Source organism: Bacillus sp. FSL M7-1020 (genome assembly GCF_038050415.1).
In the GTDB taxonomy this organism is placed as follows: Bacteria; Bacillota; Bacilli; order Bacillales; family Bacillaceae_G; genus Bacillus_A; species Bacillus_A toyonensis.
On sequence record NZ_JBBOTW010000003.1, the window covers coordinates 95,513 to 112,311 of the forward strand.

The window sequence follows — 16,799 nt, forward strand, 5'->3', positions numbered from 1 at the left end:
ATGTAGAAGGCCAATTTTATTAAGTAAGTAGTGGTCTTCTGCATAATAAGCTATATGGTTTTTAAAGCTTAAGCTCTTAATTGAGCATATCAGAAATACTATGAAGGAGCGCAATGCCATGAAAGGTATCATTCTTGCAGGTGGGAGCGGTACTAGATTGTACCCCCTTACCCAAATTGTATCAAAGCAATTATTACCTATCTATGATAAACCCATGATTTATTATCCTTTATCAGTACTAATGTTGGCAGGTATAAGAGAGATACTAATTATTTCAACGCCACAAGATATTAATAAATTTGAGCAAATGTTAGGTGATGGTTCAAAATATGGAATTACTCTTTCATATACTGTTCAGCCTTATCCAGAAGGTATAGCACAAGCATTTATTATCGCAGAAGAATTTATTGGAAATGATAATGTAGCTTTAATTCTTGGCGATAATATCTTTTATGGTCATGGACTAACAGAATTACTAGAAAAGGCTGTTAAGAAGACAAGGGGGGCTACAGTTTTTGGTTATTATGTCAATGATCCAGAGCGCTTTGGAGTAGTAGAGTTTGATTCTAAAAAGCATGTGATTAATATCATGGAAAAGCCAAAGGAACCAAAATCAAACTATGCAGTAACTGGCCTGTATTTTTATGATAAACGTGTGATAGAAATAGCCAAAAACATTAAACCATCTAATCGTGGGGAATTAGAGATAACAGATATAAACAAAGAATATCTTGAAATGGGAGAATTAGAAGTTGAATTATTAGGAAGAGGCTATGCATGGCTGGATACAGGGACACACGAATCATTATTAGAAGCAGCACAATTTATAGAAACAATTGAGAAAAGACAGAGTTTAAAAGTAGCTTGTTTAGAAGAAATTGCATTTAAAAAGAAATATATAACAAAGCAACAACTATTAAAAATGGCTAATTCGGTAAAGGAAAATCAATACAGCCGATATTTATTAAAGGTTGCCCATCAATAGCATTTAAATGAATGGAGAGAGAAGAATGCGTAAAATTCATACAGCATTAGATGGTGTTTTTATTATAGAGCTTGATAAATGCAGTGACAAACGTGGTTACTTCATTGAAACATGTAATAAGAAAAAATTTGAACTCTTAGATTTACAGGGAGACTTTGTACAAGATAATCAATCATTATCTGTTCACACAGGCACGATACGAGGGCTGCATTATCAGTTGAATCCTAAAGCCCAAATGAAGATAGTAAGCTGCATTTCTGGTTCTATTTACGATGTAGTTGTAGATATCCGAAAGGGCTCCCCAACGTATGGGCAATGGTTCGGAACAATTTTAAGTGAGTATAATAACCGTCTACTTACAGTTCCTAAAGGGTTTGCACATGGTTTTTGTACTACAGAACCTAATACTATTGTCCAGTATAAAGTAGATGAGTATTATTCACCTAAACATGAAGGGGGAATTCTATGGAATGATGAAACGATAGGGATTTTTTGGCCAACTAATCAACCAATTTTATCAGAGAAAGATAGAAAACTACCTAGATTAAAAGATACTAATGTCAACTTTGTTTATGGAGATGATTTTAATTGAAATTATTAATAACGGGTGGGGCAGGATTTATTGGTAGTAATTTTATTCAGTACATGTTGAAGAAATATCCTCAATACCAAATTGTAAACGTAGATTTATTAACATATGCAGGAAATTTATCAAATCTAAAGGAAATATCATCAATTCAGAATTATAAATTCATCAAAGGGGATATTTCAAATGAAATATTCATAGATAAATTATTTAAAAAAGAGAAATTTGATTATGTATTAAATTTTGCAGCAGAATCTCACGTTGATAGAAGTATTAAAAATCCTCATATCTTTGTCCAAACTAACATATTAGGTACACAAGCATTATTACACTCAGCATATAAAGCAAAAGTGAAGAAATTTGTGCAAATCTCTACAGATGAAGTATATGGGACATTATCTCAAACAGGTGCATTTACTGAGCATTCAATAATAGCTCCTAATAGTCCTTATAGTGCAAGTAAAGCTAGTGCAGATTTAATGGTACGAGCGTATCATGAGACATACGGTTTACCTATGAATATAACTCGTTGTTCCAATAATTATGGTCCCTATCAGTTCACGGAAAAATTAATACCATTAACAATTACTCTTGCGTTAAATAATAAAGATATCCCTCTTTACGGTGATGGATTACATGTAAGAGATTGGCTTCATGTAGAGGATCACTGTGTAGCTATTGATTTAGTTCTTCATGGTGGAAGAGACGGGCACATATATAATATCGGAGGAGATAATGAATACACAAATCTAGCTATTGTACAAAAAATACTTAAATTCCTCAATAAAGATCAATCGCAAATTACATTTATCTCAGATCGCTTAGGACATGATCGACGTTACGCCATGGATTCTACTAAACTAAAAAAAGAGTTAGGTTGGAAACCACAATATTTATTTAACGATGGGCTCACCCAAACAATTAAATGGTATATAGATAACCGTACGTGGTGGGAGTGAACTTTATTAGCTAAAAATCACATAAATAAAATGAGGTATTTTAAAATGAAGATACTGATAACGGGAGTAGATGGACAACTAGGACAAACTTTAATGCAAGTACTCAGCAGAACACATCACGAACTATATGGTGTGAATCGAACCAAGTTAGATATTACAAATAAAATAAGGGTTTGCTCTTACATTGATAGAGTAAAGCCAGATGTAATTGTACACTGTGCAGCATTTACAAATGTAGATGGGGCAGAAAAAGACAAAGGTTTGGCATATGAAGTAAATGTATTAGGTACCAAATATATCGCTCAAGTTGCAGGAAGAATAAAATGTAAATTTGTATATATTAGTACGGATTATGTGTTTAATGGCGAAAAGCATACACCATACAATATTGAGGATCGACCTAATCCATTAAATATATATGGGGAAACGAAATTGGCTGGGGAACATTTAGTAACAAAATACACGAAGAATCATTTTATTATTAGAACGTCGTGGATATTTGGAAAAGGCGATAATCACTTTATCGCTAAGATAGAAAAAATAGCAAGTGTATATGGTGAAGTACGTGTAGTATCAGACCAATTTGGTTCACCTACCTATGCACTAGATTTAGCATATTTTATTGAAGAGTTAATAGAGACGGATCAATACGGATTATATCATGTAACAAACGAAGGAATTTGTTCATGGTATGAGTTTGCAGTTGAATTTTTTAAAGACTTCAATAGAAACATCAATATCATTCCTTTAACGACAGAAGAATTCCCACAAACAGCCAATAGACCTAAATATTCAGTGTTAAGCAAAGATTGCATTATGCTGAATGGATTAAAACCGTTAAGACATTGGAAAGAAGCATTAAAAGAGTATAATGAACAATTAAATAGGAGATAATCGTTTTAATTTATATAAAATTAGCCAATAAATATGGCTTTGTTTATTTTAGTAAGTTGCATTTTAATTATGTAGAACTTTGCCGTTTAAAGTATTAACTGTAAAATAAAAAACCACTACTTTAAGTAGTGGTTTTTTATTTTACAACTATACATTAAATCGTAACAAAGGCCATTATACATTCGCTAAAAGATTAACAGTACATTTACTATTTTAGCATGGTTGAATTCAAATAATTGTTCCAATCTAGTGAACTTTCAAGTTTGAATAGATTTAGATAAGACCTATTATGTAATTAGTTCATTATTTGAAAATTATAGGCGAACAAACTGCTGGCTTATCAGGACAAGATCAAATATTTACTATGGATGAAAAAATACCCTCCAGGTAACAACGAAGAAATTTGTGAATATACAGGGGAATGAAATTAAAGAGGGCATACAACCTGATTATAAAGTTAGTCTTTTAATAAGTGATATTACAAATAACGAATATACGCATTTAAATTTTTGTCTAGATCGATTTAAATTAATTTAATGCCTTTATTCTTTTTATATTTGTAGTTGGGGTACAGCCACATGCCCATCAAGCTAATATTTTATAGTACCCCCAGAACCAAATTTTTATCTCTCTACAGTTATTTATGTGAATTCAACTCGATTTTTTGTTTTGTGGGATAATTAGTTTTTTAACTTGATGGCGATAGGGAAAATGCTTTTCGTGTAAGCATCAAATATTCCCCACCTACTATTTTTATTGTATATTTTAGAGTTACTTGATGTTTACTCTATTCGGGGTACCGCCACATCACCATCAAGCTAAGAAAAGCAAATACCCGAAAATGAGAAAATTGACGTCTCAAGATTAAAACGTACAATTTTCTCGTTTTGGGGGTATTTTAAAATTTCAACTTGATGATGGGGTATGCCCTACTAAACATAAAGTTCGATTCTCTTTTTATCACTTTTTTTAAAAGTACTCGCTGCAATTGTTTTTCCTATTTTTAATTTTTACTAAACAAAGATAACATTATAGCTTTAACTCTTTAAACACTTTGTTACCTGTATACTAATTTTAGTAAGATATTCCTCCTTATTATTAGTTCTTAATGGATTGTAGAAGTAGTCTTCATAGGCATTTCCTTCAATAACATAGCCCTCTGATTTGATAAATTCCGTGATATTGTGGTATGCGGATTCAATATCTTTATAAGATCCTTGGTGATAATATATGACATAAATTCCTCCTGGTTTTGATTGACCTGTTTCTAAATCACTATAACAAAATAAGTGATCTACCTCCTCATATCTTTCTTGAATCAGGCTCTCTCTTGTTATCACAGATCCAATAGGAGCAGGAACAAACAAGCCTATTTGCTTGCTAAAATGTTTTACCCAATCGAAATCGGTCATGCTATTTTTCGAATTTACATCGCTTAAGAAAATAGATTTTTTCTGTGTCTTTTGGATATAAACCTTCCCAACTTCAACGTTTTTTCTTTCTTCTTCCATTGAAATAATACCCTTAAAGAAACGACGAATTTGAATTAATTTCTCAATTTCTTCTTCCACCAGAACTGTCTGCTGTTTTGCCATTTCAACAAGTTTGTAAGTGTTGGGAGAATTAAGATATTCTTTTAGTTCCTCAATCGAAACTCCCACTTTCCGAAGAGATTGGAGTGTTGAGAATGTATTAATTTGATCGTAGGTATAATATCGATAACCATTGGGAAGTTTACCGGCAGGTTTAAAAAGATTGATTCTATCATAATAAAACAAGGTGTCTTTTTTCACCCCAAAATAACTAGCAAATTCTCCTGTACTTAAGGTTTTAAGGTTTTTTCTCTCCAAGTTAAAAACTCCTCTTGACTATAGACTAACTCCACACTTCATACTAGCATAAGCAAACGCATGTTAATACAGGAGGTTTTTATTATGGATTATTTTCACCCCCTCGTCTGGCAGCTGCTCGGTGGTACGACCTTCGCCCGCACAGCTAGCTTTATGACGATACCATTTTTAGCACTTTATTTACAAAATGATTTACATGCCTCACCAATTATGATTGGTTTAGCAGTCGGTATTTCACAATTGACTGCGACATTTGGTGGCTTCTTCGGTGGTTTCTTTACTGACCGGTTTGGCCGAAAAAAAATTATCATCATATCGATGTTCTGTTGGAGTATAGTCTTTTATGGCTTTGCATTCGCAAACTCTGTTTGGATATTCGTTCTATGCAATGCTCTCAACGGTATCTGTCGTGCATTTTTTGAACCAGCTTCACAAGCTTTGATGATTGACTATACTGACGAAGATAGGCGTCGTCGCCTATTTTCAATTCGATATACTGCCATCAATTTATCAGCTGTGATCGGCCTTTTGCTCGGTATTGTCATTTCAAAAGCATCATCAATAAGTTTTCCATTCCTTATTACTGCAACGATGTACTTATTGTATGCGATTTTCTTAGTCATCACTTTACGACGTATAGAGGAGCAGAATACGGTCAATGTTACGCAAGATATTGGCGACTTGATGCGTGTTCTTTTACAAGATAGCACACTTATGTTGCTCATTATTGCGAGTGTTATTTGCAATTTCGTATATATGCAAACAGAGGCAACAATGCCACAATTGCTTAATTTAACTATGGCAGACGGAGTAGCATTATATTCAGTTCTAATTGTGATTAATGCTGCAACAATCGTAATTCTTCAATTGCCACTCGGCATTTTAAGCGAAAAAGTAGCAATCAAAACAAGTCTTATTTTCGGGGGCGGACTATTAGCACTTGGTATGTTAATCTTCCACTTCGCTGATAATTGGACACTTTTTATTGTCGGTATGGTTGTGTTCTCACTTGGTGAAATTTTTGTTTTCCCAATGACGAGTGCTATAGTCGAAATGATTGCACCCGCGCATCAAAAAGCAACATATCTTGGTTTTATGCAATTTCAAAACTTAGGTGGCTTCTTAGGCCCAGTGCTTGGTGGCTGGTTGATTATCCATTTTGCACCACAATTGTATTTGGTGATGGTTAGCCTATGCTTAGTAGTTATTATTTGCTACATAGCAGCTTTACGTGGCAAATCATTTCGAATGTCTTAATACAAATAAAAACTGTGACTACATGAGGTACGGTCACATTACCATAAAGCTAAGGTTTCACACTATTCATTAAGCAAAAAAGACGTTATTCTTACTGTAGAATTATAGGAAAGGATGGCGTTTTTTGTATGTCTAATTCTGTATCTGACGACTTACAATTATTTGCACAGGAGATAAAGAGTCTTTTATCCCCAAATACCTTACAGAATCTAGCTAGAGATGTTGGATTTGTACAGCGAACAAGTAAGTATCAAGCACAAGAGTTAGTAGCTTTATGCGTATGGCTAAGCCAAAGTGTAGCAAAAACTTCCTTAACCCAGTTATGTAGTTGTTTAGAAGTATCAACAGAAGTACTCATCAGTCCTGAAGGACTAAATCAAAGATTTAACGCCGCAGCCGTCCAGTTTCTACAACAAGTTTTAGCCAAACTTCTAAACCAAAAGTTATCTTCAGCTAAGCTAATTTCTTCTCCATATACTTCTATTTTCAAGCGTATTCGTATCTTAGATTCAACTGCATTTCAACTCCCGGATGTATTTTCATCGGTTTATCCAGGTGCAGGAGGATGCAGCCATACAGCTGGGATAAAAATTCAGCTTGAGTATGATTTGTTAAGCGGACAGTTCCTACATATTCATACAGGTCCAGGTAAACAACATGATCGCACTTACGGCTCTCTGTGTGCCCCAACTGTGGCAGCGAATGATTTATGTATCCGAGATTTAGGTTATTTTCATTTAAAAGACCTTCAATATATACAAGATCAAGAGGCCTACTATATTTCTCGTATCAAGTCGAATACACGTATTTATCAAAAAAATCCTAACCCTGATTATTTTCAAGATGGAAGAATTAAGAAAGGTACAGAGTATATACAGTTAGATATGGAGACGGTAATGAACTCCCTTCAGCCAGGACAAACATGGGAAATAGCTAATGCTTATGTAGGAATGATTGATAAAGTGTCAGCTCGTGTAATTGTCCATCGATTAACAAAACAACAGCAACAAAAACGATTACAAGATCAAGCTGTAAGAGAAAAAAAGAAAGGAATGAAGTATTCTCCTCGTAGTAAACGACTCAGTGGTATCAATGTATATATGACAAACACTTCTACAGATATTGTCCCGATGGGACAGGTACATGACTGGTATTCTTTGCGTTGGCAAATCGAAATTTTATTTAAAACGTGGAAGTCATTCTTTCAAATCCATCATTGTAAAAAGATAAAATCAGAACGATTGGAGTGCCATTTATATGGCCAATTGATTGCCATTCTACTCTGTTCTTCTATCATGTTTCAAATGCGCCAATTGCTCCTCATGAAGAAAAAACGAGAGCTTAGTGAGTATAAAGCCATATATATGATTAAAGACTATTTTCTTCTTCTATTCCAAACTATACAAAAAAACACCCAAGAGCTATCAAAGGTGTTACTCCGCCTGTTCAATCTCCTACAGCAAAACGGGCGGAAATCTCATCGATATGAGAAAAAAACGGTCTTTGATATATTAGGTGTCGTTTACAATTGTACCATGTCTGATAATCAAGCCGCTTAATTCAAAAAAGTGAAACCCGTTAGGGTTTATTTCGTATGCAAATCTTTCAATCACCTACACTTGCCCTTTAGAAAAAGAAACAATCTCGCCTAAAATTGACTTTGCATAAGCTTAGCTTGATAGCGATGGGGTACAGCCACATACCCATCAACTTAAGAAAGTAAATACCCCAAAACGAGAAAAGTTAAATCTCCAGATAAAATTTCTAGGTAAAATACGTGCATTAATAAAAGAGCTCATTTTACTCTTAATAGGGTGAAATTGGCTCTTTTTATCGTGGCGTGCTTAGCGTGGTTTTTTTCCGAAATGCTGGCGAATCCCCATTGCCAGCAAGCTAAAATTTTATAGTATCTCGAAAATAAAAAATAAGCTTTTTTATTACAATTTAAGACAAAATCTCATTGTAGGGGTAGTTGTATTTTTTTGATAGCAATGGAATTCGCACATATCAATAATAAAAAAAACAGATTTCAGTTTCTAATTCATATTAGAACTAATGTGCCTATTTCTTCTGTACTTAATCCATTTAATTTTATACAGGTTTCAAGGGATATGTTATAGGAATATTACTTTGGTTAAGAGTCAATTATGGAGAATTAGTGAAAATAAACAATAAAATCATCTTATGAAAGACTTTTGTAATATTTCCGTAAGAGATTTGAAAGATTTTTAAATTAAGATAACCTTCGGAACATAAGATTCGGATTAATAAATAGAAAAATAAAAAGTGAGGAATGACGTTATGAATGGAAAAGAAACAAAAAGGGTAAAAAAAATCCTCTCTGTAGGAATTGGAAAAAAGGTAATCCCTGCAACAGCGGCATTAGGTATTCTTTTTTCTATGGCTCCTGTTGGAGAAAATAAGGCTAGTGCAGGGATAGGTGCGGTAGTAGATATAACTATTACTGTATTAGGTGCTGTAGCAAACACTTATGAAGCACTTGGAATAAGCCCAGGGGATCGAGACCCAGGTACTCACATTGATGTATATGCAGAAAACGAAACTTACCAAGCTCCTAGTTTTAAATCTGGCGAATTTAATATTTCTATGTATCATACACAAGGTGATTTGAATTTTCTTAAACAAGTTAAAGTACGCTATCCAAATGGAAAAATTGAAATTCATCAACTAAAATCTGGACAGCAGCTTAAAATTACTGAAGCAGGTGCAATTATAGATTTAAACCCTAATGCAGCAAATGTTTCAGAACACGATCTTCTTTACATTACACAAGCACAATTAGACGAAGGAAAGACCGGAGTTGTGATAAATCAAGGCCAACATGCATTTGTAGAAAAAGCATCTGGTAAAAACCCAAGATTTCTTGGTCCACTTTACAAAAAATATTCCGGTGACTCCTTTGGCGATTGGACGGTGATTGCTAGAAATTCAGATTACCTATTTGATCAGATAGCAAATAAATTATCGGATGAACAAAAACGATTGATAACATTAACTTCAAAGCCAGTATCTAAAGATGTCCTTGACAACTATGTTAATAATGATCCTAAAGCTCGTGCAGATTTTTATGATCGATTATCTGATGTATTGGCGGAGCGTACTAACGTCCTAGAGACATCTATGGCACTGCCATTCATTACACTAAATGACGGTAAAGGTTATCAAATTATCCCTTATAAAAAAGGAACGAATAAAGTAATCGTAAAGACAGGTTCAAGATATCTTTCAGGAAAAGAAGGAAACGGACTTCAATATTCTGATTCGCTTGGCGATGATGAAGTGTTTGAACTTGTTCAGATAGGAAATTCTAACGATGGTAAATTTCAATTCCGTTTGAATAACAAAAATGGGGTAAGTCTGGCTGGTAATCAATATACTTCTCAATTTGGTACTGATTGGAGTTTCAAATCTGAAATTCGTTTCTCTGATAAAAGCAACAATGAAATTAAGAATTGGTTAATAGAGTGGTATCCGGGTAAAGAAAATGAGAAACAAAATTATGACAAAATAGAGATTATATCTAATGAAAAGGACCCTACTAAATATAGTGCAAAAGATTCCTCTGGAAACGTGATAAAGAACAGTTGGATAAATCGAGGTACTGGTTATTCCTTTGCAGATGCTGAAGGAGTCATTTTGACAGGCTGGCAAGAAATTAAGGAGAAGACTTATTATTTCTCATCCCCTTATGGCTACATGGTTACTGGAGGAGGAAGTGATTCACTAATTGATGGGAAGTACTATAACTTCAATGACTCCGGTGTTCTGCAACGATCAGCATGGAGAGACCTATACTATTCTGATGCTTCTGGAGCGTTTGTTAAAGAAGGCTTGAAAGATATAGATGGGAAAATTTATTATTTCCAAAACTTCGTGCCAAATAAAAAAGAACTACGTTTAGAAGATCAAGATGTCATCCTTCACTTTTCCGAAAAAGGTGTGCTGGAGAGAGTTTCTAATCTAAATGGGGAAGCTATAAACAACGCTGTTAATGTTAAGCTTGACAACAAAATATTAGCATTTAATAACGACGGTTCAATTTTGAAAACAGGAATCAATAAAAATGCGAACACAATAGCATATTATAGTTTAGAAGATGGCGCTTTCTATACCGGATGGAAAATGATAGACGGTAAAAGATACTATTTCACAAATGGCCACAATACTATTTTCAATAATTATGAAAACATTGACGGAAAAAGATTTTATTTCCATGAAGATGGATCAGTTAACCGAGCAGGGTTTGAAAAAATCGACGGTAAACTATATCACTTTGACAATAACGGCGTAGCACAAACGGGCTGGCAAACTATCGATAATAAATATTATTATTTCGATGAGAATGGGGCAGCTAAAACCGGATGGTTCCAAGTTGGTGGTGGATATAGACCTTGGCCTCTTGCATATGGATACCTTTGGTATTGTGCTAGAGAAGATGGTTCCCTTTATGCAGACGGTTGGTTTAAAATTGACGGTAAAGATTATCACTTTGACCAATGGGGACATAAAATGTAATAACATAATGATAGTTTGAAAATTTAGCCTATACGTATAAAAATGGATCATGACATGGACTGATTATATTTTCCATGTTATGATCCGTTTTAATCTTTTTAGGTATACTCCCTCTTATTAGTTCTCGATTCTATTCTTTGAGACTAAATAAAAAATTCGAACTAGACTTAAGTTCACTTGAAACTGAATATATATTGGAATTTATGATGAAAGAAATTGGCCCACTTGTATATAATCAAGCTGTAGAAGATGCATGTAAAACATTACGTCTTCAGATGGATGTTATTGAAGAAGAAATTTACGTGCTACAAGTTCCAATAAAATAGAAATGATACACCCGAGCCACCTTTTTTGTAGAACAAAAAAGGTGGCTTTTGTCCTCTCATAAATCCTTAACATAGGAAAATCAGTTATTCAACTTTAAAAAAATGTCTTAGCTTAGGTTTTATATCATTTAGTTGGCGGGTATCTCGAAGAGAAGTTGGTAAAAGTACAGCGTGGAGATTTCATTTAATCTATATCATATTTTCGCTTACAACTATTTCTTACTTTTACTTTAAATGCATTTTTTAACCAATTTTGGTTAAGTTATTTTCATAGAGGTTATTGCTAATTCAATGGACATATTTATATATCAGTATGCCTGATTTTAAAAATATAAATTTCTTAAAAACTTTATGTAACTTCTTTCTGAAAGGAAGGGTATTATCAATTGAAACCGTATGAAAAAGTACCTGATGAATCTATAAAATCTTTACAGGATTTAATGCAATTACTAAAAAAATCTAAAGATTTTATAACATTGGAAATCAATTCAAACAATTCCTCTATAGTCATTTCATATTTTAGAACATTAATCGATGTGAATATATTCCATGAAGAGATTTTAACTTATATAAAGGAGAAGAGCTTCGATTCATTACAAGATATGCAGTCTGTCTTACCCTTTGAAAATTCGAAAGTAACAAATCAAATGGAAGATATTCAGGATAGTATTTTAAGCGGTTATATACTTATTCAGTTCGATACAGATAAATTAAATGGCTTGTTAATAAATGTGTCAAAGAAAGAAAAAAGAGATATTACAAAAGCTGAAATTGAATACAATATCGTGGGTCCACAAATCGCGTTTGTTGAAGATTTAGATGTAAACTTAAATTTAGTACGTAGAAAACTTCCAACACCTTATTTGCAAATGAAGGAATTGAAAGTAGGCTCTCTCTCTAACACAACCGTTGCAATTGTATATATTGAGGGAATTGTAAACGATCAAAATCTACAAGAAATTATAAAACGGGTGAGTCAAATAAAAACAGACCATGTTTTAGATAGCACGTATTTGATTCAATTAATTGCTGACAATCCTAATTCTATATTTCCTCAATTTTTGAATACAGAACGTCCAGACCGTGTAGCAGCTGTATTGGCAGAAGGGAAAATTGCACTTTTTGTAGATGGCTCACCTTACGCTATCACCCTTCCAACAACATTAATTGACTTTTTTTCTACGACAGAAGATTACACCATGCCTTGGATTATTGCCTCCTTTTTTCGACTGCTAAGGCTTTTTGCTTTTATGTTTTCTGTTTTAACGACTCCATTATATGTTTCGATATTAACATATCATTACGAGCTTATTCCAAAAGAGCTTCTTGAAACGTTAATCATATCGAGAAGTAAAGTACCTTTTCCTCCATTAATTGAAGCACTTTTTTTAGAAATAACGATTGAATTACTGAGAGAAGCGGGGGCACGTTTACCAACTAAAGTGGGTTTAACTGTCGGTATAGTAGGTGGTATTGTAATTGGACAAGCATCGGTAGAGGCAAGTCTTACAAGTAATGTACTAATTATCATTGTTGCACTTTCAGCTCTTAGTTCATTTACAGCACCAATATATCGAATTGGTAATACAATTCGAGTAATTCGTTTTCCTTTTATAATGGCTGCACACCTGTTGGGCTTATTAGGAATTGTTTTAACAAGTTCTTTCCTTTTAGCACGCTTATTACGTACAGAATCATTAAGTCGTCCTTATTTATTCCCTTTTTATCCTACACGCCCTACAGATTGGAAAGACAGCATTATACGTATGCCAATCTCAGCGATGTTCCGACGCCCAATTTTTTCCAGATCTAAACAGCGTTTTCGTTTTAATCCAGAAGAGGTAGGGAAAAATAAAATCGTATCACGAAATGATTTTGATGATTGAATTTAACAGGGAGGAGCATTATGAAACAAATCCCAATTGAGTATCAAGTATCTCCGTTTATGGTGTTTTTTTCGATTATTACTATACAGATGGGGGTTGGTATGCTTGGTTTTGAAAGGATTGGTGCAAAGTTAGTTGGAAATGATGCGTGGATTAGCACGCTACTTTTTGGAATATCTGTTAATCTTATGATTTGGATTATATATCAGATTTTAAATCAGGGTAATGGAGACATCATTGCAATCAATCAAAACGTACTTGGAAAATGGGTTGGTGGATTTTTCAACTTCATTTTTTTATCCTATATTGTATTGTTAGGTGCAACAACACTACATACTTATATCGAAGTAGTACATGTTTGGATGTTTCCTTCCATTTCATCTTGGGTTATAGCTGGGGCTTTTTTAGGATTATGTTATTACATTGTGACTGGAGGATTTCGTGTAGTTGTCGGAATTGGCTTCTTTGGAATCGTTATCCCAAGCATTCTAATCTTCACATTTTTTTATCCTTTGCAGTATGCAGATTTTCGAAATTTATTTCCAATTGCACAGCATTCATTCCTAGAAATTATGAAAGGAATGAATGGAAATATGTTTAGTTTTTTTGGATTTGAAATGTTATTGTTGTACTACCCATTTATTAGAAAGGCAAAAACGTCTCAAAAATATGCACACTATGCAAATTTAGTAACGACTATTGTCTACACATACCTTATGATTTTAACTCTTGCGTTTTTTAGTGAAAAACAACTCGCGAACGCGATATGGGCATATTTAAGCATGATTAAAATTATACAATTTCCCTTTATAGAGCGGTTTGAATACATTATTGTTTCTGTTTGGGCTTTTTTTATATTACCTAATGTTTCCTTTACATTATGGGGAGTAAGTCGTGGTATAAAAGAGGCACTGGGAATAAAGCAAAAATATGTTTTGCCAGTTATCATCGTATTCATTTTTGTTTTATCATTTTTCTTGAATAACCGTAATAAAATTAACTTATTAAATACTTGGACAGGTCAAATTGGCTTTGTATATATATATGTATACCTACCTGTACTATGGCTAATTCAAACCGCCAAAATAAAGTTAAGGAGATAAACATGAAGCGATGGATACTTTTTCTTATATTAAGTGTCTTCTTAATAGGTTGTGCTAAAACAAAAATTGTGGATGACATTGATTTAGTTCAAGTTGCGGCATATGATACTCAAGCAGAAGGTAAGCTAAAAGGAACCTTTGCGATTTCAGCTTATAAAGGAGGCGGGGAAGGTGAAACAAAAATCTATTCAGCATCAGGCAAGACTGGTAGAGAAGTTCTTGCAAGAGCATCCGAAAAATCTTCTGGCCCTCTAGAGTTGGGTCAATTGCGTGTTATTATATTTAATGAAAAAATAATTGAAAAGGGAATGCAAGAAATTTTAGAGACTTTGAACCGAAATCCTAGTGTAGGAAATGCAATTTATTTAGCAATTACAAATGTAAAAGGGGAATCACTATTAAAGGGGAACTATTCTAAAGAAAAAGAAATTGCTTCCTATCTATCCTCTTTACTGGAGCAAAATATGAACAATGGGACGCAACCAAAAACAAACTTTTTTATGTTTTTAAATCAACTTGATGATGATGCGAGAGATTCATATTTGCCGATGATATCTAAAAAAGGGAACGTGTTGGAGTTAAATGGAATAGCCCTTTTTAAAAGATGTAAAATGGTTGATAAAGTGAAACCTAAAGATTTATTTGTATTTAAATTGTTGACAGATAATTTTAAACAAGGCACATACCAATTCAAACTACCTGGTTATTCAAATACTTACGCTACGATAGAGAATATAAAGGCAGGAACAAAATATAAGATGGAGGGGAATAGTGCACACCCATTCGTAAATGCTCATATTCAAGTTAAAGGGGAAATTCAAGAATTCACAAAAACAAAAAATCTAGATAATCCTAGAGAAATAAAAAAATTAGAAAAAATCATGGAAACAGAAATAGAAAAAAAGGCAACTACATTGATAAATAAATTTATAAAAAAAGACACAGATCCTATAGGACTTAGAAAGCTTGGTAGAACTCGCGTAAGAAAATGGAATAGCCAAGAATGGGAAGAATCCTATAAACATTTACTTTTTCGTGTAACAGCAGATGTAAATATTACCCAATCCGGTATTACAGAATAAATACGTCCTCATAAGAGACTAGGGAGAAGAGAAACTATTAACAAAGCATCTCGTGAAAATTTAGATGCTTTGTTAATAGTTTTTATTATGAATTTTTACATGGTATTTTTTAATATAAGTACGAATTTTTGTATGATAAGCGAATTTCAACCTAAAAAAGTCGAATTCCTGTACGTTAAGTGAAGTGACTTTTCATTCACATGGTCTGTATCATTTGAAGTTAATAAAGTATGTTACACTCTCTTCTTTAAGAATGTTTCCATAATATCCTTCTGAAATCTTTCATAATCAAACTGAAAAGCTACATTATGTGTTTTATATCCTGGGTTAGTCACAAAACGAAAGTCTGCAATGCTTTGACCAAATCCTTCTCCTTGATCAGGAATAACTTTAATGGGTACTCTTGAAAGGCTAACAGCCTCTTGATTCAGCAAATACCACACTGTTACAAAATCATGCATAGGGCTTCCGCTTATACCAGGATTCGATTTGGAGTAGAAATTATAATAATAGTCTAACATAGGTTTGATGATGAGTCCTGCAAGATCCTGTGTATTCCGATGAAATGCATCGATTTGCTGGACCATTTCGGGTGTAACAATCGCATGTTGAGTTACATTTAATGGGATAATTGTTAAGTTCTTCGCATGCTGCAGAATTAAATTTGCTGCATAAGGATCTGCGTAAAAGTTAGCTTCAGCCACGGCAGTCACGTTACCTGGATAGAAAAAAGCTCCGCCCATGCAAATGCATTCTCTTACGTTGCGCATTGTTTCTAAATTCAATACAAAGGTCGTAGCTAGCGAAGAAAGTCTTCCCAAATTGATAATTGTAAGGTCTTCTAAATTTGAATGTATAATTTGATAAATATCATTTAAAGGATAAACTGGATAAGAAATTTCAGGGGGAATGATAGGTCCTAATCCAACTTTCCCATGTACCTCAGGGAAATAGTGAACCAATATACCTGTCAACGGTACAGAAGCACCAAGGAATACAGGTATCTCTTTTTTTCCAGCTATGTACTTCAAATAGTTAATATTTCTTATTACATTTTCTCTTGATACATTTCCATAATCGGCTACAATCCCTACAAGTTGAATATCTTTACGAAAAAAAGTGTACAGCATAGCAAATGCATCATCAATTCCCAAATCTGTAAACAGGAGAACCTTTTTTTGCATATGTCTTCCTCCAAAATTTATAGAATCCTACTTTCACTAATGATGTAGTGATTAGACTAAACTTGTACGTATATATTTTATGTATTCCTAAAGAGTGGATTCTATTCATTTGAAGTAGCTTTACTCATCTAAATTTGATATTATGTTCAAT

At 33.5% G+C, this 16,799-nt stretch carries 13 protein-coding genes; 11 read left to right on the forward strand and 2 right to left on the reverse strand.

All coding sequences use genetic code 11. The features are described from left to right. Nucleotides 1-118: 118 nt before the first annotated feature. The 4 genes from rfbA to rfbD are packed head-to-tail and all read left to right on the forward strand — an operon-like array spanning nt 119 to nt 3,424. The gene (rfbA, locus tag MHB70_RS29155) at nt 119-985 is read left to right on the forward strand and encodes a glucose-1-phosphate thymidylyltransferase RfbA (protein WP_061530037.1); all 867 of its coding nucleotides are present in this window, start codon (nt 119-121) and stop codon (nt 983-985) included. A 25-nt stretch (nt 986-1,010) separates the two neighbouring features. Continuing rightward, nucleotides 1,011-1,577, forward strand: coding sequence for a dTDP-4-dehydrorhamnose 3,5-epimerase (gene rfbC / locus MHB70_RS29160; protein ID WP_061530036.1), 567 nt, complete (start codon nt 1,011-1,013; stop codon nt 1,575-1,577). Continuing rightward, on the forward strand, nt 1,574-2,530 hold the full coding sequence (gene rfbB, locus MHB70_RS29165) for a dTDP-glucose 4,6-dehydratase (RefSeq protein ID WP_061530035.1): 957 nt from the start codon (nt 1,574-1,576) through the stop codon (nt 2,528-2,530). Before rfbC ends, rfbB begins: the two co-directional genes overlap by 4 nt. A gap of 45 nt (nt 2,531-2,575) precedes the next feature. Further along, nucleotides 2,576-3,424: a dTDP-4-dehydrorhamnose reductase gene (gene rfbD, locus MHB70_RS29170; RefSeq protein WP_061530034.1), complete on the forward strand. Its 849-nt coding sequence runs from the start codon at nt 2,576-2,578 to the stop codon at nt 3,422-3,424. Nucleotides 3,425-4,461: 1,037 nt separating this feature from the next. On the opposite strand, the gene MHB70_RS29175 is transcribed toward rfbD, so the two are convergent. Beyond that, a complete protein-coding gene (locus MHB70_RS29175; protein ID WP_000440177.1) occupies nt 4,462-5,274 on the reverse strand; it encodes a MerR family transcriptional regulator in 813 nt (270 codons plus the stop codon). Nucleotides 5,275-5,358: 84 nt separating this feature from the next. Here MHB70_RS29175 and MHB70_RS29180 point away from each other — a divergent pair, with 84 nt between their 5' ends. The 7 genes from MHB70_RS29180 (at nt 5,359) to MHB70_RS29210 (ending at nt 15,464) form a co-directional block, all read left to right on the forward strand. Then, a complete protein-coding gene (locus MHB70_RS29180) occupies nt 5,359-6,531 on the forward strand; it encodes an MDR family MFS transporter (protein WP_000384374.1) in 1,173 nt (390 codons plus the stop codon). A gap of 128 nt (nt 6,532-6,659) precedes the next feature. Next, on the forward strand, nt 6,660-8,090 hold the full coding sequence (locus MHB70_RS29185; RefSeq protein ID WP_000072035.1) for an IS4 family transposase: 1,431 nt from the start codon (nt 6,660-6,662) through the stop codon (nt 8,088-8,090). A 742-nt stretch (nt 8,091-8,832) separates the two neighbouring features. Beyond that, on the forward strand, nt 8,833-11,067 hold the full coding sequence (locus MHB70_RS29190) for an N-acetylmuramoyl-L-alanine amidase family protein (protein ID WP_341343708.1): 2,235 nt from the start codon (nt 8,833-8,835) through the stop codon (nt 11,065-11,067). A 137-nt stretch (nt 11,068-11,204) separates the two neighbouring features. Further along, entirely contained in the window at nt 11,205-11,393 is a 189-nt protein-coding gene (locus MHB70_RS29195; protein ID WP_268258753.1) for a DUF2164 family protein, read from the forward strand. A gap of 386 nt (nt 11,394-11,779) precedes the next feature. Then, on the forward strand, nt 11,780-13,279 hold the full coding sequence (locus MHB70_RS29200) for a spore germination protein (RefSeq protein WP_341343709.1): 1,500 nt from the start codon (nt 11,780-11,782) through the stop codon (nt 13,277-13,279). Nucleotides 13,280-13,299: 20 nt separating this feature from the next. Then, the gene (locus MHB70_RS29205) at nt 13,300-14,382 is read left to right on the forward strand and encodes a GerAB/ArcD/ProY family transporter (RefSeq protein WP_061529824.1); all 1,083 of its coding nucleotides are present in this window, start codon (nt 13,300-13,302) and stop codon (nt 14,380-14,382) included. Between the two features lie 2 nt (nt 14,383-14,384). After that, nucleotides 14,385-15,464, forward strand: coding sequence for a Ger(x)C family spore germination protein (locus MHB70_RS29210; RefSeq protein ID WP_341343710.1), 1,080 nt, complete (start codon nt 14,385-14,387; stop codon nt 15,462-15,464). A gap of 233 nt (nt 15,465-15,697) precedes the next feature. Here the strand turns inward: MHB70_RS29210 and MHB70_RS29215 are convergent, their stop codons facing one another. Beyond that, nucleotides 15,698-16,648: a nucleoside hydrolase gene (locus MHB70_RS29215; RefSeq protein WP_061530171.1), complete on the reverse strand. Its 951-nt coding sequence runs from the start codon at nt 16,646-16,648 to the stop codon at nt 15,698-15,700. Nucleotides 16,649-16,799 lie beyond the last annotated feature (151 nt).

Excerpts from the sequence above, each read along its gene's own strand:
- rfbA (WP_061530037.1), top strand. The coding sequence starts at position 119 with ATGAAAGGTATCATTCTTGCAGGTGGGAGCGGTACTAGATTGTACCCC.
- rfbC (WP_061530036.1), top strand. The coding sequence starts at position 1,011 with ATGCGTAAAATTCATACAGCATTAGATGGTGTTTTTATTATAGAGCTT.
- rfbD (WP_061530034.1), top strand. The coding sequence starts at position 2,576 with ATGAAGATACTGATAACGGGAGTAGATGGACAACTAGGACAAACTTTA.
- MHB70_RS29180 (WP_000384374.1), top strand. The coding sequence starts at position 5,359 with ATGGATTATTTTCACCCCCTCGTCTGGCAGCTGCTCGGTGGTACGACC.
- MHB70_RS29185 (WP_000072035.1), top strand. The coding sequence starts at position 6,660 with ATGTCTAATTCTGTATCTGACGACTTACAATTATTTGCACAGGAGATA.
- MHB70_RS29190 (WP_341343708.1), top strand. The coding sequence starts at position 8,833 with ATGAATGGAAAAGAAACAAAAAGGGTAAAAAAAATCCTCTCTGTAGGA.
- MHB70_RS29205 (WP_061529824.1), top strand. The coding sequence starts at position 13,300 with ATGAAACAAATCCCAATTGAGTATCAAGTATCTCCGTTTATGGTGTTT.
- MHB70_RS29210 (WP_341343710.1), top strand. The coding sequence starts at position 14,385 with ATGAAGCGATGGATACTTTTTCTTATATTAAGTGTCTTCTTAATAGGT.
- MHB70_RS29215 (WP_061530171.1), bottom strand. The coding sequence starts at position 16,648 with ATGCAAAAAAAGGTTCTCCTGTTTACAGATTTGGGAATTGATGATGCA.